Origin of the sequence: Sphingopyxis macrogoltabida (assembly GCF_001307295.1) — a bacterium.
GTDB lineage: Bacteria > Pseudomonadota > Alphaproteobacteria > Sphingomonadales > Sphingomonadaceae > Sphingopyxis > Sphingopyxis macrogoltabida_B.
This window is the reverse complement of sequence record NZ_CP012700.1, coordinates 3,636,433-3,656,572: the sequence shown is the minus strand read 5'-3', so window position 1 is coordinate 3,656,572 and position 20,140 is coordinate 3,636,433. Positions and strand designations below refer to the sequence as shown.

Annotated in this window: 25 protein-coding genes; all 25 read left to right on the top strand. The window is 66.8% G+C overall.

The genetic code is table 11. From position 1 onward, the window contains the following. Positions 1–13 precede the first annotated feature (13 nt). The 25 genes from AN936_RS17040 (at position 14) to AN936_RS16920 (ending at position 20,131) form a co-directional block, all read left to right on the top strand. Positions 14–268: a CopG family ribbon-helix-helix protein gene (locus AN936_RS17040; RefSeq protein WP_054589151.1), complete on the top strand. Its 255-nt coding sequence runs from the start codon at positions 14–16 to the stop codon at positions 266–268. Then, a complete protein-coding gene (locus AN936_RS17035; RefSeq protein WP_054589150.1) occupies positions 268–552 on the top strand; it encodes a type II toxin-antitoxin system RelE/ParE family toxin in 285 nt (94 codons plus the stop codon). The genes AN936_RS17040 and AN936_RS17035 overlap by 1 nt, the downstream gene beginning before the upstream one ends. Continuing rightward, a complete protein-coding gene (locus AN936_RS17030; RefSeq protein WP_054589149.1) occupies positions 549–1,202 on the top strand; it encodes a nicotinate-nucleotide adenylyltransferase in 654 nt (217 codons plus the stop codon). The genes AN936_RS17035 and AN936_RS17030 overlap by 4 nt, the downstream gene beginning before the upstream one ends. Then, positions 1,199–1,609 carry a ribosome silencing factor gene (gene rsfS, locus AN936_RS17025; RefSeq protein WP_084758460.1) on the top strand — a complete coding sequence of 137 codons (411 nt, stop codon included), beginning with the start codon at positions 1,199–1,201 and terminating at the stop codon, positions 1,607–1,609. Before AN936_RS17030 ends, rsfS begins: the two co-directional genes overlap by 4 nt. Positions 1,610–1,754: 145 nt before the next feature. Next, positions 1,755–2,183: a 23S rRNA (pseudouridine(1915)-N(3))-methyltransferase RlmH gene (locus AN936_RS17020; RefSeq protein WP_054590373.1), complete on the top strand. Its 429-nt coding sequence runs from the start codon at positions 1,755–1,757 to the stop codon at positions 2,181–2,183. After that, positions 2,180–3,394, top strand: coding sequence for a murein hydrolase activator EnvC family protein (locus tag AN936_RS17015; protein ID WP_054589148.1), 1,215 nt, complete (start codon positions 2,180–2,182; stop codon positions 3,392–3,394). Before AN936_RS17020 ends, AN936_RS17015 begins: the two co-directional genes overlap by 4 nt. A 129-nt stretch (positions 3,395–3,523) precedes the next feature. Further along, entirely contained in the window at positions 3,524–4,915 is a 1,392-nt protein-coding gene (locus AN936_RS17010; RefSeq protein ID WP_054589147.1) for a S41 family peptidase, read from the top strand. Positions 4,916–4,926: 11 nt separating this feature from the next. Then, on the top strand, positions 4,927–5,406 hold the full coding sequence (locus tag AN936_RS17005; RefSeq protein ID WP_054589146.1) for a disulfide bond formation protein B: 480 nt from the start codon (positions 4,927–4,929) through the stop codon (positions 5,404–5,406). Then, entirely contained in the window at positions 5,403–5,918 is a 516-nt protein-coding gene (locus AN936_RS17000; protein WP_054589145.1) for a demethoxyubiquinone hydroxylase family protein, read from the top strand. The genes AN936_RS17005 and AN936_RS17000 overlap by 4 nt, the downstream gene beginning before the upstream one ends. 80 nt (positions 5,919–5,998) lie before the next feature. Continuing rightward, positions 5,999–6,613, top strand: coding sequence for a hypothetical protein (locus AN936_RS16995; protein ID WP_054590372.1), 615 nt, complete (start codon positions 5,999–6,001; stop codon positions 6,611–6,613). Between the two features lie 291 nt (positions 6,614–6,904). After that, positions 6,905–7,225, top strand: a complete 321-nt coding sequence (locus AN936_RS16990) for a hypothetical protein (protein ID WP_234715614.1) — start codon at positions 6,905–6,907, stop codon at positions 7,223–7,225. Positions 7,226–7,363: 138 nt separating this feature from the next. Then, positions 7,364–8,707: a TldD/PmbA family protein gene (locus AN936_RS16985; RefSeq protein WP_054589143.1), complete on the top strand. Its 1,344-nt coding sequence runs from the start codon at positions 7,364–7,366 to the stop codon at positions 8,705–8,707. A gap of 11 nt (positions 8,708–8,718) precedes the next feature. Beyond that, positions 8,719–9,510: an inositol monophosphatase family protein gene (locus AN936_RS16980; protein ID WP_084758458.1), complete on the top strand. Its 792-nt coding sequence runs from the start codon at positions 8,719–8,721 to the stop codon at positions 9,508–9,510. Positions 9,511–9,707: 197 nt separating this feature from the next. Then, the gene (gene rpsM, locus AN936_RS16975) at positions 9,708–10,076 is read left to right on the top strand and encodes a 30S ribosomal protein S13 (protein WP_054589142.1); all 369 of its coding nucleotides are present in this window, start codon (positions 9,708–9,710) and stop codon (positions 10,074–10,076) included. 99 nt (positions 10,077–10,175) lie between these two features. Continuing rightward, on the top strand, positions 10,176–10,565 hold the full coding sequence (gene rpsK / locus AN936_RS16970; RefSeq protein ID WP_003040416.1) for a 30S ribosomal protein S11: 390 nt from the start codon (positions 10,176–10,178) through the stop codon (positions 10,563–10,565). Positions 10,566–10,664: 99 nt separating this feature from the next. Further along, on the top strand, positions 10,665–11,723 hold the full coding sequence (locus AN936_RS16965; protein ID WP_054589141.1) for a DNA-directed RNA polymerase subunit alpha: 1,059 nt from the start codon (positions 10,665–10,667) through the stop codon (positions 11,721–11,723). A 106-nt stretch (positions 11,724–11,829) separates the two neighbouring features. Continuing rightward, the gene (gene rplQ, locus AN936_RS16960) at positions 11,830–12,249 is read left to right on the top strand and encodes a 50S ribosomal protein L17 (RefSeq protein WP_054589140.1); all 420 of its coding nucleotides are present in this window, start codon (positions 11,830–11,832) and stop codon (positions 12,247–12,249) included. Positions 12,250–12,461: 212 nt separating this feature from the next. Continuing rightward, entirely contained in the window at positions 12,462–12,767 is a 306-nt protein-coding gene (locus tag AN936_RS16955) for a helix-turn-helix domain-containing protein (RefSeq protein WP_084758456.1), read from the top strand. A 154-nt stretch (positions 12,768–12,921) separates the two neighbouring features. Next, positions 12,922–13,497, top strand: a complete 576-nt coding sequence (locus tag AN936_RS16950; RefSeq protein WP_054589138.1) for a GbsR/MarR family transcriptional regulator — start codon at positions 12,922–12,924, stop codon at positions 13,495–13,497. Positions 13,498–13,507: 10 nt separating this feature from the next. Further along, entirely contained in the window at positions 13,508–14,185 is a 678-nt protein-coding gene (locus AN936_RS16945) for a DUF4166 domain-containing protein (protein WP_054589137.1), read from the top strand. Then, a complete protein-coding gene (locus tag AN936_RS16940) occupies positions 14,178–14,597 on the top strand; it encodes a thiol-disulfide oxidoreductase DCC family protein (RefSeq protein ID WP_054589136.1) in 420 nt (139 codons plus the stop codon). Before AN936_RS16945 ends, AN936_RS16940 begins: the two co-directional genes overlap by 8 nt. A 2-nt stretch (positions 14,598–14,599) precedes the next feature. Continuing rightward, entirely contained in the window at positions 14,600–16,255 is a 1,656-nt protein-coding gene (locus AN936_RS16935) for an SDR family oxidoreductase (RefSeq protein WP_054589135.1), read from the top strand. 96 nt (positions 16,256–16,351) lie between these two features. Beyond that, positions 16,352–18,505, top strand: a complete 2,154-nt coding sequence (locus AN936_RS16930) for a prolyl oligopeptidase family serine peptidase (RefSeq protein ID WP_084758454.1) — start codon at positions 16,352–16,354, stop codon at positions 18,503–18,505. Further along, positions 18,481–19,620, top strand: a complete 1,140-nt coding sequence (locus AN936_RS16925) for a hypothetical protein (protein ID WP_054589134.1) — start codon at positions 18,481–18,483, stop codon at positions 19,618–19,620. The genes AN936_RS16930 and AN936_RS16925 overlap by 25 nt, the downstream gene beginning before the upstream one ends. A gap of 16 nt (positions 19,621–19,636) precedes the next feature. Continuing rightward, positions 19,637–20,131 (top strand): GAF domain-containing protein, encoded by a 495-nt coding sequence (locus AN936_RS16920; protein WP_054589133.1) that lies wholly within the window; start codon positions 19,637–19,639, stop codon positions 20,129–20,131. Positions 20,132–20,140 lie beyond the last annotated feature (9 nt).

The window sequence follows — 20,140 nt, the reverse complement described above, 5'->3', positions numbered from 1 at the left end:
TACACTGCGATACATGACCAAGCAGACCGTCATTTCCGCTCGGGTCGACGACGCCATATTGGATGATCTTGACCGTATTGCCGCTTTTCACGACCGCAGTCGCGCCTGGGTGATCGCGCGCTTGTTGCAACAAGCGGTTGTACGCGAACTGGAATATGTCGAACTTGTCGAACCGGCGCTTGAAGATGTCGCGGCGGGGCGGCTCATTCCGCATGAAGAAGTGATGGCCGAGGTAAGGGCCAGGCTGGCGGCGCGCAAAGCGGCCTGATGCGTCTTCGCTGGACGCCGCACGCGCGCGCAGACCTTTTCAGACTGGCAGATTTTCTGAACGAAGGCGAACCGGGGACGGGAGACGCCTTGCTGCACGCCATGACGCCCGTAACCGAACAGTTGCTGGCGCATCCGCGGATTGGCCCTGCGATCGGCGGTGCTCGAATCCGCAAGTGGCCGATTGCGGGAACCCCGGGTATATTTCTCTACATGGTTCGAGACGATGAGATTCTCTTGCTTCGGCTCGTCCCCAATCGCAGCGACTGGCAGTCGCTCCTGTGACCCCTACCGGCCTACTCGGCGGCAGCTTCAATCCCGCGCATGGGGGGCACCGCGCGATCAGTCTAAATGCGATCGACGCGCTCGGGCTAGCTGAACTGTGGTGGTTGGTGTCGCCGGGCAATCCGCTCAAGCCCGCAAAAGGCATGGCTTCGCTGCCCGCGCGACTCGGCTCGGCGCAGCGAATGGCGCGCCGCGCGCCGATCCGCGCGACCGCGATCGAGGCCGAACTTGGCACGCGCTATACCGTCGACACGTTGAAGAAGCTGGTGCGGCGCTACCCCGACCGGCGGTTCATCTGGATCATGGGCGCCGACAATCTCGTCCAGTTGCCCCAGTGGCGCGACTGGCGGGAAATCGCGCGATTGATGCCGATTGCGGTTGTCGCGCGTCCGGGCTATAATGACCGTGCCCATGCAAGACGTGCGATGGGATGGCTGCGGCGCTTTGTCCGGCCCGCAGACCAGAAGAAGCATTGGACAGACTGGAGACCGCCCGCCCTCGTGTTCTTGCGATTTTCGCCCGATGTGCGATCCGCGACTGCGATACGGCAGGCCAACCCCCGCTGGTTCGAACGCTATGAAGGCCGCGCGATGCGCGACCCGCTGACGCGTTCATGGCTGGTGGAACCGATCAGGAAAGGACGCATTTGATCTCCGCCAACCAGGATGCCGCCTCCGGCGCCGCATCCGCCCCAACGCCTTCCGGCGACAGCGTGGACGCGCTCCACGCGCTGATCCTCCACCAGCTGGACGAGGACCAGGCCCAGGAAACCATCTCCATCCCGCTTGCCGGCAAGAGCAGCATCGCCGATCATATGGTGATCGCGAGCGGCCGGTCGACGCGCCATGTCTCGGCGATCGCCGACAAGCTGGCGCAGCGGATCAAGCAGGAAGCGGGCCGCAGCGTTCGCGTCGAAGGACTTCCCAACGCCGATTGGGTGCTGATCGACGCGGGCGACGTCATCGTCCATCTGTTCCGTCCAGAGGTACGTAGCTTTTACAACCTCGAACGCATGTGGTCGTTCGGCGACGCGCCGCCGGTTGCAGCCGCGAATTGACGTCTATGTTCTGTTCGGCTTAACGCCCGAACAGAAGCGGCACCAGCCCGCTCCCCCTCCCGGCCTCCCATAGGCTACTATCGTCAGGGAGGCCGGGAGGGGGAGCGGGCTGGTGCCGCTTTCACCGAAGGTGAACGAAAACGTCATGTTGCTGCACATCATCGCGCGCGGGCGCATCGGGCGCTCACCCGAGGCCGAGCTGGTCGAGCGCTATATGAAGCGTGTGACCTGGGCGCAGAAGATCAGCGAACTTCCCGATACCGGCGGGCGCATGCCGCTTCCCGCCGACAACAGCCGGACCATATTGCTGGACGAGGGCGGCGAGCAGATGTCGTCGCTCGAATTTGCCCGGCTCCTCGAAAAATGGCGCGACGGCGGAGTGCGCGAGGCGCGCTTCTGCCTCGGCGCCGCCAACGGCTTCACCCCCGACGAGCGCGAGGGCGCCGACAAGGTCATCGCCTTCGGCCGCGCGACCTGGCCGCATCTGATGGCGCGCGCGATGCTCGCCGAACAATTGTGGCGCGCGACGAGCATCGTCGCGGGGCATCCCTATCACCGCGAGGGCCGGCAGTGAGGCGCGCCTTTGCCGCGCTCGCGATCCTCGCCGCCGCTGGCGGCGGCGCGCTCGCGCTGGCGCAAAGCGACGTCTTCGATCCGCAGGCGATCGCGGCGCGCGAGCGCGAGCAGTTGCTGACCGCCAAGCAGCAGTCGGCCGAAGCGATGGCGCGCAGCGCGACGCTGGAACGGCAAGCGACCGCGGCGCTGAGCGAAGCCGACCGCCTGAAGAAACGCAGCGCCGCGCTCGCCGCGCGCATCCAATCGGCCGAGGCCGATATCAGCGCCGGCGAGGCGCGCGTCGCGCTCGTCCGCCGCCGCCTGACGGCACAGGAGGCGCGGCTCGCCGAGCAACAGCAGCCTTTGCTCGAACTCACCGCCTCGCTCCAGCAACTCAGCCGCCAGCCGCCGGTTAGCGTGCTCGCGCAGCCCGGATCGCTCACCGACATGGTCCACGCCCGCGCGGTGCTCGACGCGGTGATGCCGGTGATCGAGCGCCGCACCGCCGGCGTCCGCCGCGAGCTCGGCGCGCTGCGCACGATTCGCCGCCAGCAATCGATCGCGTTGCAGGCGCTCGGCGCGAGCCGGACCCAGCTTGCGGCGCGCCGCGACGCGCTGACCCGGCTCGAAAACGAAGGCCGGCTGCGTTCGCGCGATCTGATGAGCAGCGCGCGGCTTGAAGCCGACCGCGCGCTCGGGCTTGGCGAAAAGGCGCGCGATATCGTCGACCTGATGGACGCGCTCGAAGCCGATGGCGCGGTACGCGCCGAGCTCGCCGAGCTGGCGGGACCGGTGCCGCGCCCTCGCGACCCCGGCGGCGCGGCGCCGAATGCCGTACCGCCCGTCGCCGCCGAACCCGAACTGACACGAGGCGCCTATCGCCTGCCCGTCGTCGGACGCATCGTCGCGGGCCTTGGCGAGGTCAATGAAAGCGGGGTGCGTTCGCGCGGGCTGACCGTTGCCGCGCAGCCCGGTGGACAGGTCGTGGCGCCCGCCCCCGGCCATGTGAGTTACGCCGGCGACTATCGCGGCTATGGCAAGATCGTCATCATCGACCATGGCGGCGGCTGGACGACCTTGCTCACCGGGATGATCGGCCTGTCGGTCGGGGTCGGCGATACGATCGACGCCGGAACGCCGATCGGCCGCGCCGGATCGGACGACAGCCGCATCACGATCGAACTGCGCCGCGGCGGGCGACCGGTCGATGTCGCGCAGATGCTGGGTTAGGCGGCATTAAGCCCCGGTTCGGCAATTGACCGTATCGGGATGTCGCGCTTGACGCCCGCGCAAATGCGTTGGAGGTTGGCGCGCCGGGGTTTATAAGGCGGCAAAGGCCCGCATGTCCGAAAGACGATCATGACCGAAACGACGAAGATTTCCGCCACTCCGAAGCGCCGCTTTGCGCTGTGGCAGGGCGCGGCCGCGCTCAGCACGCTGGCGCTGATCCCGCTCGCGACCGGCGCGATGGCCAGCGTCGATGCCTCGACGCAGCAGGAAATCGCGCGCTTCATGGACGTCTATCTCGAGGTGAAAGCCAATTATGTCGAGCCGGTCAGCGACGACAAGCTGATCGAAGGCGCGATCAACGGCATGCTTGCCAGCCTCGACCCGCATTCGGGCTATCTCGACAAGCGCGGCTATTCGACGCTGCGGACCCAGACCGACGGCCAATATGGCGGGCTCGGCCTGTCGGTGACGATGGAGGACGGGGTGGTCAAGGTGATCGCGCCGATGGCCGACACCCCGGCGGCGCGCGCCGGGATCAAGGCCGGCGATTTCATCACCCACATCGGCGGCCAGCTCATCTTCGGCCTCACGCTCGACGAAGCGGTCGAACAGATGCAGGGGCGCCCGGGCACCAAGATCGACATCACCGTCGTGCGCGAAGGCCAGGACAAGCCGATGGAATTGTCGCTGACGCGCGAAATCATCGACCTGAAACCGGTCAAATGGGAGGTGAAGGGTGACGTCGGCGTGCTGACCGTCGCGAGCTTCTCCGCCGACGCGACGACCGACGTCAAGGCTGCGATGCTCGCGGTCGAAAAGTCGCTCGGCAAGAAACCGCGCGGCTGGATCCTCGACCTCCGCTCGAACCCCGGCGGGCTGCTCGACGAAGCGGTCGGGATCAGCGACCTGTTCCTCGAACGCGGCGAAATCGTCTCGCAGCGCGGGCGCAAGAAGGGCGATATCGAACGCTATTTCGCCGAACCGGGCGATGCGGCGCAGGGCGCACCGGTCGTCGTGCTGATCGATTCGGGTTCGGCCTCGGCCTCCGAAATCGTTGCCGGCGCCTTGCAGGACCAGCACCGCGCGCTGGTGATGGGCGAACGCAGCTTCGGCAAGGGGTCGGTGCAAACGGTGCTGCCGCTGACCGATACCACTGCGCTGCGCCTGACCACCGCGCGCTATTACACGCCTTCGGGGCGCAGCGTACAGGAGGGCGGCATCGCCCCCGATATCCGGGTGCCACAGCTTTCGGATCCCGATTATGCGTCGCGGCCGAAGTTCCGTGAGAGCGACCTGCGCCGCCATCTGATCAACGAAAAGAAGGTCGACGACGGTTTGCTCGAAAAGGACGAGAAGACCGATCCGCGCTTCAGCCAGACCGCCGAGCAGCTCAAGGCCAAGGGCATCGAGGATTATCAGCTCTATTACGCGCTGCAGACGATCGGCCGGATCGGACCGGCAGCGACGCGCGTGGCGCAGGGCACGAAGCCGCCTGCCGCGAAGCCCGCGCAGCGTAATTGAGGCTGCCAGAGATGCTGAATTCGCGCCTTGCTGCGCCGATCGTGGCGTTCGCCGTGCCGCTGCTCCTCTATGGCGGCGCGCTCGTGTCGCAATATGGCTTTGGCCTGCACCCGTGCGAAATGTGTTATTGGCAGCGCTGGCCGCATCAGGCGGCGATGGTGCTTGCGGCGCTCGCGCTGCTGCTGCGGCGTAACGATGGCGCGATGCGCCTGTTCACCATCCTCGCCGCGCTCGCGATTGCGGTTAGCGGTGCGATCGGCATCTTCCACGCCGGGGTCGAATATGGCTGGTGGGAAGGGCTGACGACGTGCAGCACGGCCGCGAGCGGGCCGATTTCGCTCGACGACATCATGGCCGCGCCGATCACCCGCTGCGACGTCCCGCAATGGACGCTGGCGGGCATTTCGCTCGCCGGGTTCAACGCGATCTTCTCGCTCGCCGGCGCGGCCTTCGTCCTCGCGCTGCTTCGCCGCGGAAAGGCCATCCGATGACCAATAAGCGCACCGCCTCGATGATCCGCGTCGATCAGGCCGGCGAATATGGCGCGACGCGCATCTACGCCGGGCAGCTTGCGGTGATGGGCGACCGCCATCCGATGGCGCGCGAGATCGCGCATATGGCCGAACAGGAAAAACGGCACCGTAAATTCTTCGACGCGATGGTGGCGCGGCGCGGCGTGCGCCCCACCGCGTTGCAGCCGGTCTGGAACGTCGCGGGCTTCGCCCTCGGCGCGGTGACCGCCGCGATGGGGCCGCGCGCGGCGATGGCGTGCACCGCCGCGGTGGAGACCGAGATCGACCGCCACTACCGCGACCAGCTCGACGAACTTGCGGACAGCGACCCCGAACTCAGCACCGCGGTTGCCGACTTCCGTGCCGAAGAGCTCGAGCATAAGGAAAAGGCGCTCGCTTCGGGCGCCGAACAGGCGCCCGGCTATCCGCTGCTCAGCCTTGCCATTCGCGCCGGTTGCCGTGCAGCCATCGCGCTGTCGAAGCGTATCTGATAGAGTGTGACTTGCCTGCCCGTTCAGCACGGATGCAGGACTCCGATGCCAGAGGGCACGACATGATGAAGGAACGATCGATGACCCGCCTCCCCCTGTTCGCGTTGATCCTTGCCGGCAGCGCCGCTGCCGTGCCCGCCGCCGCGCAGCAAACGACGGTCGACGGCGAAAAGATCAACCAGGTCATCGTTTACGGCGACGACAAGTGCGAACAGTCGAGCCCCGACGAAATCGTCGTCTGCAACCGCCTGCCCGAAACCGAACGCTATCGCGTGCCGCAGATCTTCCGTGGCGGCAGCCCGCTCGATCCGCGCAACGAAGCCTGGGCGAACAAGATCGTCGCGGTCGAACGCGTCGGCCGCTTCGGCACCGACAGCTGCTCGCCGACGGGTCTCGGTGGTTTCACCGGTTGCACCCGGGCGCTCGTCGAGGGCGCCAAAGCCGAACGCAAGGCGGCCGACAAGACCGACTGGCAGGCGATGATCGCCGACGAACGCGCGAAGCGTATCGCCGGCATCGATGCCGCCGCCGACGAGGTCGAAGCCGCGGTGGTCGCCGAGGAAAAGGCGCTGCAGGAACGCCAGCGCGCCGCCGAAGAGCTGGAGCGGCAGGCCGGCGGCAACGCACCCGCACCCGCAACCGCGGACGAAAGCGGCGCCGATGCGGAGCCGCTCCCCGTTCCGCCTCGGCACTGATCGCGCGCCCGCGCCGGGTTGCCCTTTTTTCACCCTGAAATGATCGCGATCCGCGGTTTCGGCCGCCGTTTTTTGCAGCCCGGCGCACTTTTGTTGCGAATCCGGGGTGAACCGAGTGCAAAAATTAACGTTTCGCTGGCAGCCTGTCTTGACGAGGTAATATTTGGCTGAAAACTTGGCGTTTCTGGGAATCGCCGGCCGGGGAGGCTGATAATGGCATCGACATTCGGACCGCGCCTGTTCCGGCGCTCATCGGCTAGCGTGCCTCCTGCGCGCAGCCTCGGACGCCGAATGACATTGCACACTGCCGCCGCGCTGATCGCCTTTGCCGCCTTGCAGATCTGGCTGGTGTCGAGCGCGATCGCCGCGGGCGCCCCTTCGGCGCTGATCGTCGTCGCACTGGTCGTGCTGCTTGCGCTCGCGCTTCCCGTCGCCCGCTCGACCGAGCGGCGCTGGTATCATCTCAGCCGCCAGGCGCTCGCCAGCTGGGGCCTGCACGCGCGCTTTCGCCGCGATGTGCGCCGCATGTGGGTCGCCGCACTGACGCTGCCTTTCCTGTGGGTCAGCGGCGCGATGGCGGCGACCGACGCCATCGCCGCGATCACGCGCTAAGCCATTTCCCTCGTCATCCCGGACTTGATCCGGGATCTATTCCAGCGCTGGAGCCGTGGACCCCGCATCAAGTACGGGGTGACGAAGATTGGAGACATAGATTTTGACGCCCACGCCTGCGCCGTATAGGGCGCGGCCATGCTGACTGTTGCCGAAGCCCTCGACCGCGCGCAGATGATGTGCGACGCCGCGACCAAAGCCGGCGCCGACGCCGCTGACGCTCTCTATTATTGCAACGCCGCGACCTCGGTCTCGATGCGGCTCGGCGCGCTCGAGGATGTCGAACGCTCCGAAGGGCAGGATATTGCGCTCCGCGTCTTCGTCGGCCAGCGCAGCGCCAGCGTGTCGACCGCCGACATGGATGCAGGCGAACTTGCCAAGCTGGTCGAGCGCTGCGTCGCGATGGCGCGCGAGGCGCCCGAGGATCCCTATGCCGGCCTCGCGCCGCAGGACCGGCTGCTGCGCGGCCCGGCGCCCGACCTCGATCTCGACGACGGCAGCGAGGCCGATCCGCAGGCGCTGCGCGAAGCGGCGCTGGCGGTCGAAGAGGCCGCGCGCGGCGTTACCGGCGTCACCAACAGCGAAGGCGGCACCGCAAGCCACAGCCGCACCCGCTTTGCGCTGGCGACCAGCCACGGCTTCGTTGGCGGCTATGGATCGAGCGGGCACAGCCTGTCGGCGAGCGTCATCGCCGGCGAGGGCGCGAGCATGCAGCGCGACTATGGCTGGCATAGCGCGCATTATCTGGGCGATCTCGAAAGTGCTGCGGAGATCGGCGCGCGCGCCGGCACCCGCGCCGTCGCGCGTCTCAATCCCGGCAAGGCGCCGGTCGGCAAGGTCCCGGTCGTCATCGATCCGCGCATCGGCAGCAGCATCGTCGGCCATCTGCTCGGCGCGATCGCTGGTCCCGCGATCGCGCGCGGAACCAGCTTCCTGCTCGGCAAGGAAGACCGCATGCTGTTCGACAGCGGCATCGTCATCCGTGACGAGCCGCACCGGCCGCGGGGTCTGCGCAGCCGTGCCTTCGACGGCGAAGGCCTGCCGACCGCAGCGCGCGATATCGTGACTGGCGGCAAGATCACCGGCTGGCTGCTCGACACCGCCTCGGCGAAGCAGCTCGGCCTCGAACCCACCGGCCACGCGAGCCGCGGCGGCGGCGCATCGGGGGTGAGCGCGAGCAACCTGCATCTCGCGCCCGGCGCACAGTCGCCCGCGGCGCTGATCGCCGACATCAAGACCGGCGTTTACCTCACCGAACTGATCGGGCAGGGGGTCAATCCCGTGACCGGCGACTATAGCCGCGGCGCGTCGGGGTTCGTTATTCGCGATGGCGAGATCGCCGGGCCGATCGCCGAATTCACCGTCGCGGGGAATCTCGTCGACATGTTCGCCGCGCTCATTCCCGCCGACGACCTGGTGTTCCGCCATGGTACCAACGTTCCCACCCTGCGCATCGACGGCATGACCGTCGCGAGCAGCTAGGCAAGCGGCGGGTGCCGGGTCGCAATCTCGAGGCGGTGATCGCCGCGACGCGCGAGGTCGGCGACATGGCGATGGCGCGCTGGCGCGGCGAGGGGCAGGTGGTCAATGTCTGGAACAAGTCGCATGACAATCCGGTCAGCGATGTCGACCTGGCCGTCGATGCGCGGCTGAAGGCCGTGCTCGGCGCGATGGTGCCCGAAGCCGGCTGGCTGTCGGAGGAAACCGCCGACAGCGCCGACCGCCTGTCGTGCCGTGCGATGTGGTGCGTCGACCCGATCGACGGCACCCGCGATTTCATCCGCGGCCGTCCGGGCTGGGCGGTGTCGGTCGCGCTCGTCGTCGACGGTGCGGTCGAGCTGGGCGTACTCTATGCCCCGGCGCTCGACGAGTTATGGGTTGCGCAACGCGGCAAGGGCGCGCTGCTCAACGGCGAGCCGTTGCAGGCAAGCCGCCGCACGAGTTTCGATGGCGCCCGCGTCCCCGCCGACAGCCTGCCCAAGATCGACCGCGACCTCGTCATGGTCACCAAGCCGAACAGCATCGCGCTGCGCATGGCGCTGGTCGCCGACGACCGCGCCGATCTGGTCGCGACCCTGCGCTGGGGGTTCGAGTGGGACGTCGCGGCGGCGGCGCTGATCGTCGCCGAGGCGGGCGGGACGGTGACAGACGCGTTCGGCCAGCCGCTTATCTTCAATACTCCGCGCGCGCAGGCCTTCGGTGTGATCGCCTGCGCCCCCGGAATCCACCAGGCTGTCGTGGAGCGCTTGCACGATCGTGCGGTGGCTCTTACATCGCCATCCTGAGCAGCGATCGGCAGGTCCGATCCGCCGCACTCTGCTTGACAATCTGCCCGACTCACCCTAATTGCCCATCCATTCCGACATCTTGACCGGACGGCGAAGCGCGCCTGCGCATCGTGGTCCGTTTTTTGCGTTGGAAATCAGACGCTTTGAGATGGGGCCGATTGCCAGCGCGCCCTGTGGAGCAGGAGAAAGAATAAATGGCACGTATTGCGGGCGTCAACCTGCCCACCAACAAGCGCGTGATCATCGCGCTCACCTACATCCACGGCATCGGCCGCAAGACCGCCGTCGACATCGCCGACAAGCTGGGCATCGACCACACGCGTCGCGTCCAGGACCTCAGCGACGCCGAAGTGCTGCAGATCCGCGAAGCGATCGACGCCGATCACACGGTCGAGGGTGATCTTCGCCGCAACACGGCGATGAACATCAAGCGCCTGATGGACCTCGCCTGCTATCGCGGCCTGCGCCATCGCAAGGGCCTGCCGGTTCGTGGCCAGCGCACGCACACCAATGCGCGCACCCGCAAGGGCAAGGCCAAGCCGATCGCCGGCAAGAAGAAGTAAGGTCGAGCGCGCCCTTCCGGCGCGCTTCCTTGCTTTCCCTGCCGGGGCAGCGGCCCAGTGCCCACCGCCGGCCATTCAGGATTAGGTTAGGAATATATCATGGCTCGTGAACCGCAGCGTCTTCGTCGGCGCGAACGCAAGAATATCTCGTCGGGTGTGGCCCACGTCAACGCGACCTTCAACAACACGATGATCACCATCACCGACGCGCAGGGCAATGCGATTGCCTGGTCGAGCGCCGGCATGATGGGCTTCAAGGGCAGCCGCAAGTCGACCCCGTACGCCGCCCAGGTGTGCGCCGAAGACGCCGGCAAGAAGGCCGCCGAACATGGCGTCCGTACCCTCGAAGTCGAGGTCAAGGGTCCCGGCGCCGGCCGCGAATCGGCGCTCCGCGCGCTGCAGGCGGTCGGTTTCCACATCACGTCAATCCGCGACGTGACGCCGATCCCGCACAATGGCGTCCGCCCGGCCAAGCGCCGCCGCGTCTGACGTCTCTTCGGGCGCGCTCCGCCGGAGCGCCGCCCGCACAAAATCCTCGCTGGACAGGTGGCTGGTGCCACTCGTCCCGCTCAAAGCAAAGGGAAGTCCATGACTGTCAATATCCGGAACTGGCAGGAATTGAAGAAGCCCAGCAACCTGGAAATCAAGGCTGGCAGCGACGGCAAGCGCAAGGCGACCTTCGTCGCCGAGCCGCTCGAGCGCGGCTTCGGGCTGACGCTCGGCAACGCGCTGCGCCGCGTGCTGCTCTCGTCGCTCCAGGGTGCGGCGATCACGTCGATCAAGATCGAGAACGTGCTGCACGAATTCTCGAGCCTGGCCGGCGTGCGTGAAGACGTTACCGACATCGTCCTCAACGTGAAGCAGATCGCGCTCAAGATGGAAGGCGAAGGCCCGAAGCGGCTCCAGCTTTCGGCCACCGGTCCTGCGACCGTCAAGGCCGGCGACATCATGGTGTCGGGCGACATCAAGGTGATGAACCCGAATCATGTCATCTGCCATCTGGACGATGGCGCGACGCTGAACATGGAACTCGTCGCCGACACCGGCAAGGGCTATGTCCCCGCGACCGCCAACCGCCCGGCCGACGCGCCGATCGGCCTGATCCCGGTCGATTCGCTCTACTCGCCGGTGCGTCAGGTCGCCTACAAGGTCGACAATGCCCGCATCGGTCAGGAGCTCGACTATGACAAGCTGAACCTGACCGTCGAAACCGACGGCACGGTGACCCCGGAAGACGCCGTCGCTTACGCCGCGCGCATCCTTCAGGACCAGCTCCAGGTCTTCGTCCACTTCGAAGAAGCGATGAACGACAGCGGCATGATCGGGATGGCCGCGCCGTCGACCACCGCCGACGAATCGGACGTCAACCAGCTCAACCGCTTCCTGCTCAAGAAGGTCGACGAGCTCGAACTGTCGGTCCGCAGTGCCAACTGCCTCAAGAACGACAACATCATCTACATCGGCGATCTGGTCCAGAAGACCGAAGCGGAAATGCTCCGCACCCCGAACTTCGGCCGCAAGTCCCTGAACGAAATCAAGGAAGTGCTGTCGTCGATGGGTCTGCGCCTCGGCATGGACATCCCCGGATGGCCGCCCGAGAACATCGAGGAAATGGCCAAGAAGCTCGAACAGGAACTTCTCGGCTGATCTTGCGCCCCGGCTTCGGCCGGGGCCACCAACGGGAAGGGTCGGCCCGCAATCGACCTGGTCTGGGCTACCTCACACGGGCCCTTAACGAACGAAGGAAAGAAACATGCGTCATAAATCGGGTGGCCGGAAGCTGCAGCGCACGAGCGCGCACCGCACGGCCCTGTTCCGCAACATGTCGGCTTCGCTCATCAAGCATGAGCAGATCACGACGACTCTCGCCAAGGCGAAGGAACTGCGTCCCTATGTCGAAAAGCTGGTCACGCTCGCCAAGCGCGGCGGGCTTGCCAACCGTCGTCTCGCCAACAGCCGCCTGCTCGACGACACGCAGCTCAAGAAGCTGTTCGACGTTCTGGCCGAGCGTTACAAGGACCGCAACGGCGGTTACACGCGCGTCATCAAGGCCGGCATCCGCGCTTCGGACGCGGCGCCGATGGCGATCATCGAATTCGTCGACCGCGACGTCGATGCCAAGGGTCAGGACTCGGGTCCGGTCGAGCAGTATGACGAGGCCGAAGCCGCCTAAGCTTCCGGTCCCGAATCGAATCAAGGGCGGCGTCCGCAAGGATCGCCGCCCTTTTTCGTGCGTTGGCTTGACAGGAGCACGCGCTCGGCAGCGCATTTGCATCGTTTCGAATTGAAAACAAAGCAAAATTAACTTAAGTATAATTAATAATGATTCTCATCCGCTAAAAATTCTGTCATCACGAGGCGATGGATCAGGTTCGACGCTAGGATATTTCTGTTGAAAGTTTCGGCGCCCGCCTGCGGCGGCTGCGCAGCGAAAGGGGTATTACCCAGTCCGAATTCGCGATCGCGCTTTCGGTGAGCACCGCCGCGGTGTGCAGCTGGGAACAGGATCGGTCGCGGCCCAAGGTCAGCCGGATTCGTGCCATCGCCGCGCTGCTCAGCCTTTCGACCGCCGAGCTGCTGACCAGCGGCCCGACAGGACAGTTGCACGAAAAGCTCGCGCAAAGCCGCGAGGAAATCGCGCGCATTGCCGGCACGACGCCGGAAAAAGTGCGGATCATCATCGAGGTCTAAAGACAGCGGTCGCCGCACCTACCACGTTTCAACGAGCGTCCCCGATGGCCTTTCGTGGCCACGTCCTATCGTCAATAGCGACACGCAAAGGCGCGGCCGGACAACGGACGCGCGCCCGCTTGACTCCAAACCTGTTTTATCCGATATTTCTGTTATGACAGAAATTAACGAAGGAACGGCGCAACTGTCTCCGGCCGCAACCGAGTTCATTCTCCATTGGGGCAACCTCGGCGGACAATGGGGCGTCAACCGTTCGGTCGCCCAGATCCATGCCTTGCTCTTCGTCTCGGACCGGCCTCTGCACGCCGAGGAGATCGCCGACCTGCTCGGTCTGGCGCGGTCGAACGTGTCGAACTCGATCAAGGAACTGCTTGGCTGGCGGCTGATCCACCGCGTGCCCGTCCTTGGCGACCGCCGCGACCATTTCGCGGCCGAGACCGACATCTGGGAAATGGTGACGCGGATCGCCGCCGGCCGCAAGGCGCGCGAAGTCGATCCCGCCGAGGCGGCTCTCCGGGCCTGCGTCGCGCGCGCCGAACATGACCCCGGCCTGAGTGCGGGTGCGAAAGCGCGGCTGTCCGACATGCTCGATTTCGTGACGACGATGAGCCGCTGGCACGACGAGATGCTGGGTGTCCCGAAACCCGCGCTGATGCGGCTGATCAAGCTCGGCGCCGGGGTGACCAAGTTACTCAACTGGCGGCCGGGCAAGGCGAAGGACGCGGGGTAGGAGAAGGGCGATGCACGGGCGGACGATCGAGCGAGGCGAGACGCCGGCAGCCGTCGCCGTTCCGGCGCCCGTTGGCGAAGCCGCGCCGCATCACGACCGCTTCCGCCGGCTGGTCGCCGCCGACGCGTGGGACGCGCTGCCCGCCGACGTGCGCCGCCGCTTTTCCAAGCGCCTCGCCGGGCGGGCGACCGCGACCTACAGCGGAGAGATCGTCTGGACGCGGTTGTCTGGGGCGGGCTGGCTGCTCGCGCAGCTCTGCCGGCTGATCGGCGCGCCGCTGCCGACGGCCGCCAGCGGCCCGGCGCCGGCAGCGGTGGTGGTGAGCGAGGACCGCGCGAGCGGCGGACAGATATGGACGCGCCTCTATGGCCGCAGGCGCGGCAACCCGCAGGTGATCCACAGCGCCAAGCGCTTCGCGGGGCCGACGGGGCTCGAGGAACATATCGGCGGCGGCTTCGGCATGGCGCTGACGGTGCAGGCCGAAGGCGATGCGCTGGTCTTCACCTCCGACCATTATTTCTGGCAGGCGGGGCGGCTGCGGCTGCGCTTTCCGTCATGGCTGGCGCCCGGGACGACCGTCGTGACGCATCAGCATCTCGGCAGCGGCCGCTTCGCCTTCGACCTCACGGTCGTGCATCGCCGCTTCGGCGAACTGGTGAACCAGCATGGGTTGTTCCGCGATGGTTGAGCCCGAGGATCCCGCGCCGCAGGGGCCCGTCATCCTGTTCGATGCCGAATGCGTCCTCTGCTGCGCCAATGCCCGCCTCGTCCTGCGCCGCGACCGCGCCGCGCGTTTCCGGCTGGCGTCGGTGCAGACCGGCATCGGTGCCGAAATCTGCCGCCGCCATGGCATCGATCCCGCCGATCCGGTCAGCCTGCTCGTCGTCGATGGCGCGCGCGTCCGGCGCGACAGCGATGCCGTACTTTTCATCTACGAGCAGCTCGGCTTTCCGTGGCGGCTGGCCGGGGTGCTGCGCCTCGTTCCGGCGAGAATCCGCGATGGCGTATATCGCTGGGTCGCGCGCCATCGCTATCGCCTGTTCGGCCGGCGCGATAGCTGCTGGGTCGCGCCGCCCGAATATAGGAACCGCATATTGTGACGATGAAAATCCTGATTCTCGGCGGCTATGGCGTTTTCGGCGGGCGGCTGACCGAGCTATTGTCCGACCGCTCCGATATCGAACTGCTGATCTGCGGCCGCGACCTCGCGCGCGCCAAAGATTTTTGCGCCCGCTATCGCGGCCACCCGCGCGCGATACCCTGCCAGCTCGACCGGCGCGCGATCGACGAGGCCCTCGTGATTCGCAAACCCGACCTGGTCGTCGACGCATCGGGGCCGTTCCAGGATTATGGCGCCGATCGTTACGGCGTCGTCGAGGCGTGCATCGCGGCGGGTGTCGATTATCTCGATTTCGCCGATGCCGCCGATTTCGTTTTCGGCATCGACCGTTTCGATGCGGCGGCGCAGGCGGCGGGGGTGTTCGTCCTGTCGGGGGTCAGCAGCTTTCCGGCGCTGACCGCGGCCGTGCTCGCCGAAATGGCGAAGACGATGGACATCCGCAGTGTCGACGGCGGTATCGCCCCGTCGCCCTTCGCCGGCATCGGGCTCAACGTCATGCGCGCCGTCGTTGGCTATGCCGGCGCACCGGTGAGGCTGCGGCGCGGCGGCCGGGATACCCATGGCATCGGGCTTGCCGAAAGCCTGCGCTTCACCGTCGCGGTGCCCGGGCGCCTGCCGCTCAGGAACATCCATTTCTCGCTGGTCGACGTGCCCGACCTGCTCGTCCTGCCGAGCGCCTATCCGGCTATCGCCGACATCTGGATGGGCGCGGGGCCGGTGCCCGAGATTTTGCACCGCATCCTCAACCTGCTGGCCAAGGCGCGGGCGCGGTTCCGCCTGCCGTCGCTGCTGCCCTTCTCGCGCCTCTTCTACACCATCCTCAACTGGATGAAATTCGGCGAGCATCGCGGCGGCATGTTCATCCGCGCCCGCGGCGTCGCCGACGGCAAGGCGGTCGAGCGGAGCTGGCATCTGTTGGCCGAAGGCGACGATGGCCCTTACATTCCGTCGATGGCGATCGAGGCGATCGTCCGCAAGCTGCTCGCCGGCGAGCGGCCGGCGGCGGGTGCGCGGTCGAGCGTCGGGGCGCTCGATCTGGCCGACTATGACAATCTGTTTGCCGGCCGGTCGATCCACAGCGGCTTTCGCAGCGACGATTCCGGTGCGCCGCTTTACCGCCACCTGCTCGGTTCGGCGTTCGACGGGCTGCCGCCGCGGGTGCAGGCGTTGCACGACAGGCACGAGGCACGCGAATGGCGCGGCGAGGCCGAGGTTCGCCGCGGGCGGGGGCCGCTCGCGCGCCTCGTCGCGGCGCTCTTCGGCTTTCCCGAGGCCGCGACGCGCGTGCCCGTCGCCGTCCGCTTCACACCCGAAGGCGATGCCGAGCGCTGGACGCGCGACTTCGGGGGCCGCAGCTTCGCTTCGCTCCAGTCCGCCGGCACCGGTCGCAACGCCTATTTGCTGGTCGAGCGTTTCGGGCCGCTGGCCTTCGCCATGGCGCTCGTCGCCGAGCACGGCCGGCTGTATCTGGTGCCGCGCCGCTGGTCGGCATTCGGCATCCCGATGCCGCGCTTCCTGCTCCCCCGCGGGACGAGCTTCGAGAGCGAAAGCGACGGGAAATTCCGTTTTCATGTCGAGATTTCGCTGCCCATGATTGGCTTGATCGTCGCCTATCAGGGCACGCTCGAACCCGCATGATCCTGCCCGCCTGCGGCGCAAATCCCCTTGCCGCCGCCTTGTCCGTCCTTACATTGAGCTCCCGACCATGACCCGAAGAATGAGGATCGCCTTGCCATGTCCCGCAGACCCGTCTCGGCACCGCTGGCGCTGGCCGCGCTGATGATGACTCCCGTGACGGCAGAGGCGGCGGGCGACATGGCGGCGTCCGCGCCGGCGCTGGCCTATCCCGATACCGCGCGCGACAATATCGTCGACCCGCAGTTCGGCGTCGATGTCGCCGATCCCTATCGCTGGCTGGAGGACGACGTCCGCGTCAACCCGAAGGTCGCGGCGTGGGTGGCGGCGCAGAACAGGGTGACCGACGCCTATCTGGGCACGCTGCCCGGCCGCGATGCGTTCGCGAGGCGGATGACCGAACTCTATAATTACGAACGCTTCGGCCTGCCGAGGCGTGCCGGCACACGCTATTTCTACACCCGCAACGACGGGCTGCAGCCGCAATCGGTGCTTTACGTCCGCGAAGGGCTGAAGGGCGAGGGCAGGGAGCTGATCGACCCCAATGGCTGGGCAAAGGACGGCGCGACGGCGCTCGCAGAATGGGTGCCTTCGGAAGACGGCCGGCACCTGCTTTATTCGGTGCAGGACGGCGGCACCGACTGGCGCATCGTGCGGGTCAAGGATGTCGCGACCGGGCAGGACCTGCCCGACGAGATCCGCTGGGTGAAATTTTCGGCGCTCGACTGGGCGAAGGATGGCAGCGGCTTTTACTATTCGCGCTTTCCCGCCCCGAAAGCGGGCGAAGCCTTCCAGTCGCTCAACGAAAATCACGCGGTCTATTTCCACCGTCTCGGCACGCCGCAGGACGCCGACCGGCTGATCCACGCGACGCCCGGCCAGCCGGAGCTGAGCAACCGGGCGGTGGTCTCCGACGACGGCAAATATCTGCTGGTGACGGGTTCGACGGGTACCGACGAACGTTACAGCCTGACGCTGTACCGGACGGGCAAGGCGGGCGCGAAACCGAAGCTGCTGGTCGGCGATTACGAAAATAATTGGGAATATGTGACCAACAGCGGCACGCGTTTCACCTTCCTCACGAACAAGGGAGCGCCGCGCCAGCGGCTCGTGTCGATGGACATCCGCCAGCCCGGCGTGCTGACCGAACTCGTCGGCGAAGAGGAGGGCACGCTCGTCGGTGCTTCGCGCGTCGGCGACCGCATTATCCTCTCTTATCTCGGCGACGCCAAATCGGAGGCGCGGATGGTCGCGCTCGACGGCCGGCGGGTTGCGAACATCAACCTTGCCGACATCGGGTCGGCGTCGGGCTTTGGCGGCAAGTCGACCGACGCCGAAACCTTCTACGCCTTTTCCAGCTACGCGCGGCCGACGACAATCTACCGGCTCGACACGGTGACGGGACTGACCGAGATTTTCGCCGAGCCGAAGCTGACCTTCAAACCCGCCGATTTCACCGTCGAGCAGCGCTTCTACACCTCGAAGGACGGAACCGAGGTGCCGATGTTCCTCGTGATGAAGAAGGGCCTCGACCGGACCAAGGGATCGCCGACCATTCTCTATGGCTACGGCGGCTTCAACGTGTCGATGACCCCGGCCTTTTCGCCCACCCGGCTCGCGTGGGTCGACAAGGGCGGGGTGCTCGCGATCGCCAACCTGCGCGGCGGCGGCGAATATGGCAAGGCGTGGCACGATGCCGGGCGGCTCGACAAGAAACAGAATGTCTTCGACGATTTCGTCGCCGCGGGCGAATATCTGATCGCCGAGGGGATTACCGGCAAGGGACAGCTGGCGATCGAGGGCGGGTCGAACGGCGGCCTGCTCGTCGCTGCGGTGACCAACCAGCGTCCCGACCTGTTCGCCGCCGCGCTTCCCGCCGTCGGGGTGATGGACATGCTGCGCTTCGACCGCTTCACCGCCGGGCGCTACTGGACCGACGATTATGGTTTTCCGTCGAAGGAGGCCGACTTCCGCAACCTCCTCGCCTATTCGCCCTATCATAATATCCGCGACGGCAAGGTCTATCCGGCGGTGCTCGTGACCACCGCCGACACCGACGATCGCGTCGTGCCGGGACACAGCTTCAAATATGCCGCCGCGCTCCAGCATGCGCGGGCGGGCGGCAAGCCGCACCTCATCCGCATCGAAACGCGCGCCGGTCACGGGTCGGGCAAGCCGACCGACAAGATCATCGCCGAAGCCGCCGACAAATATGCCTTTGCCGCCCGATGGACTGGCCTCGACGTAGAATAGCGCGCTGGCTCGCCATCGCCGCGGTCGCCCTGCTCGGGCTGACGGTTGCGGTGTGGGCCGTGCTGCCGAACGGCAAGCTCGCGCGTGTCGAGCGGCGCGCCGACTGCTATGAACCCGCCAGGCAGCCGCCGGTCGAAACGCTCGCCGACGGGCGGAAGGCGGTGCGGCTCAGCGTGCTGCTCTGGAACGTCGAGGGTCTGCCCTGGCCGATCCGCAGCGGGCGCGATCCCAAGCTGGCCCGCATCGCCGACTGGATCGCGAAGCGGCGGGCGGCGGGGCTCGGCCCCGACATATTGATCCTGCACAAGGCTTTTATCCCCGCGGCTTCGCGAATCGGCGGCGTCGCGGACTATCGCTCGATCCTTCCCGGTCCGGCGGTCGATCGACCGCGCCATATGCCGATTCCCATACCGCCTGCGGGACATGCCGAAGGCGGCCGGTGGTGGAAAGGCGAGGGCATCGGCAAATGGCTCGACAGCGGCCTCTATATCGCGACCGACCTGCCATTTCTCGAGGGGACGCGCGAGCGGCCGCTGCCCGCTTATGCCAGCGATGCCTTTTACGCCGATAGCTGCGCCGGCTACGACTGCCTGTCCAACAAGGGCGGCATGATCGTCCATCTCGCGGTCCCCGGTGCGCCCGCCCCGCTGACCATCTTCAACACCCACCGCAATTCGCGCGAGCCATCGGGGGTGAGCATCGCGCGCGCCGAAGCCGCGCATGCAATGCAGACGCGCGAGAATGACGCGCTGCTGCACGCGCTCGGCGGCGACGGTGCGATGATCGCCGCGGGCGATTTCAACAATTATCGCGCCGGGGACCGGATCGGCCGCTTCGCGAACGACCCGGCATTCCGGCTTGCCGCCAAGGGGTCGGGCCTGCGCGCGCGCGCGGCGCCGATGACCGACGCAAAAGCGTGGATCGATGCTTACGACCTCCTCGGCTTTCGCAGTTCCGACGCGCTTCGTATCGAACCGCTGGCGGTCGCGACCTTGTTCGACGGCAAAAATGGTCCTCGCCTTTCGGACCATGACGCCCAATATATCGTCTTCCGGTTGAGCTGGCGCGGCAATGCGCTGGCACTGCCGGTCGCCGTCCCCCGCTGCGCCGCTTGACCGGAAAGAACCGCCGATGTCCTATGCCCTTTCCTTCACCGCGACCGAGGCCGACGCGCGCTGGGCCGAGGCGGCCGACGCCGCCGAGGCGCTGGTCGCGGGCGAGCCCGACACCATCGCCAACATGGCGAATATCGCGGCGCTGATCTGGCAGGCGATCCCCGATCTCAACTGGGCGGGCTTCTATCGCTTCGACGGACAGGAACTCGTCCTCGGGCCGTTTCAGGGCAAGGCGGCGTGCATCCGCATCCCGCTCGACAAGGGCGTGTGCGGCGCCGCGGCCCGGCTGCGCGCCACACAGCGCGTCGACGACGTCCATGCCTTCCCCGGCCATATCGCGTGCGACGCCGCGAGTCGCAGCGAGCTGGTCGTGCCGATCGTCGCGCGCGACCGGCTGGTCGGGGTGCTCGACCTCGACAGCCCGATTCCCGGCCGCTTCACCGCCGACGACCAGTCGGGCGCCGAGGCGCTCGTCGCGCGCATCGCAGCGGCGCTGGCCCCGAAGGTCTGACCGTCAATC

Bases quoted from the DNA above. Each gene is read 5' to 3' on its own strand.
- AN936_RS17040 (WP_054589151.1), top strand. From the start codon at position 14: ATGACCAAGCAGACCGTCATTTCCGCTCGGGTCGACGACGCCATATTG.
- AN936_RS17035 (WP_054589150.1), top strand. From the start codon at position 268: ATGCGTCTTCGCTGGACGCCGCACGCGCGCGCAGACCTTTTCAGACTG.
- AN936_RS17020 (WP_054590373.1), top strand. From the start codon at position 1,755: ATGTTGCTGCACATCATCGCGCGCGGGCGCATCGGGCGCTCACCCGAG.
- AN936_RS17010 (WP_054589147.1), top strand. From the start codon at position 3,524: ATGACCGAAACGACGAAGATTTCCGCCACTCCGAAGCGCCGCTTTGCG.
- AN936_RS17005 (WP_054589146.1), top strand. From the start codon at position 4,927: ATGCTGAATTCGCGCCTTGCTGCGCCGATCGTGGCGTTCGCCGTGCCG.
- AN936_RS17000 (WP_054589145.1), top strand. From the start codon at position 5,403: ATGACCAATAAGCGCACCGCCTCGATGATCCGCGTCGATCAGGCCGGC.
- AN936_RS16995 (WP_054590372.1), top strand. From the start codon at position 5,999: ATGACCCGCCTCCCCCTGTTCGCGTTGATCCTTGCCGGCAGCGCCGCT.
- AN936_RS16990 (WP_234715614.1), top strand. From the start codon at position 6,905: ATGACATTGCACACTGCCGCCGCGCTGATCGCCTTTGCCGCCTTGCAG.
- AN936_RS16985 (WP_054589143.1), top strand. From the start codon at position 7,364: ATGCTGACTGTTGCCGAAGCCCTCGACCGCGCGCAGATGATGTGCGAC.
- rpsM (WP_054589142.1), top strand. From the start codon at position 9,708: ATGGCACGTATTGCGGGCGTCAACCTGCCCACCAACAAGCGCGTGATC.
- rpsK (WP_003040416.1), top strand. From the start codon at position 10,176: ATGGCTCGTGAACCGCAGCGTCTTCGTCGGCGCGAACGCAAGAATATC.
- AN936_RS16965 (WP_054589141.1), top strand. From the start codon at position 10,665: ATGACTGTCAATATCCGGAACTGGCAGGAATTGAAGAAGCCCAGCAAC.
- rplQ (WP_054589140.1), top strand. From the start codon at position 11,830: ATGCGTCATAAATCGGGTGGCCGGAAGCTGCAGCGCACGAGCGCGCAC.
- AN936_RS16950 (WP_054589138.1), top strand. From the start codon at position 12,922: ATGACAGAAATTAACGAAGGAACGGCGCAACTGTCTCCGGCCGCAACC.
- AN936_RS16945 (WP_054589137.1), top strand. From the start codon at position 13,508: ATGCACGGGCGGACGATCGAGCGAGGCGAGACGCCGGCAGCCGTCGCC.
- AN936_RS16940 (WP_054589136.1), top strand. From the start codon at position 14,178: ATGGTTGAGCCCGAGGATCCCGCGCCGCAGGGGCCCGTCATCCTGTTC.
- AN936_RS16935 (WP_054589135.1), top strand. From the start codon at position 14,600: ATGAAAATCCTGATTCTCGGCGGCTATGGCGTTTTCGGCGGGCGGCTG.
- AN936_RS16930 (WP_084758454.1), top strand. From the start codon at position 16,352: ATGTCCCGCAGACCCGTCTCGGCACCGCTGGCGCTGGCCGCGCTGATG.
- AN936_RS16925 (WP_054589134.1), top strand. From the start codon at position 18,481: ATGGACTGGCCTCGACGTAGAATAGCGCGCTGGCTCGCCATCGCCGCG.
- AN936_RS16920 (WP_054589133.1), top strand. From the start codon at position 19,637: ATGTCCTATGCCCTTTCCTTCACCGCGACCGAGGCCGACGCGCGCTGG.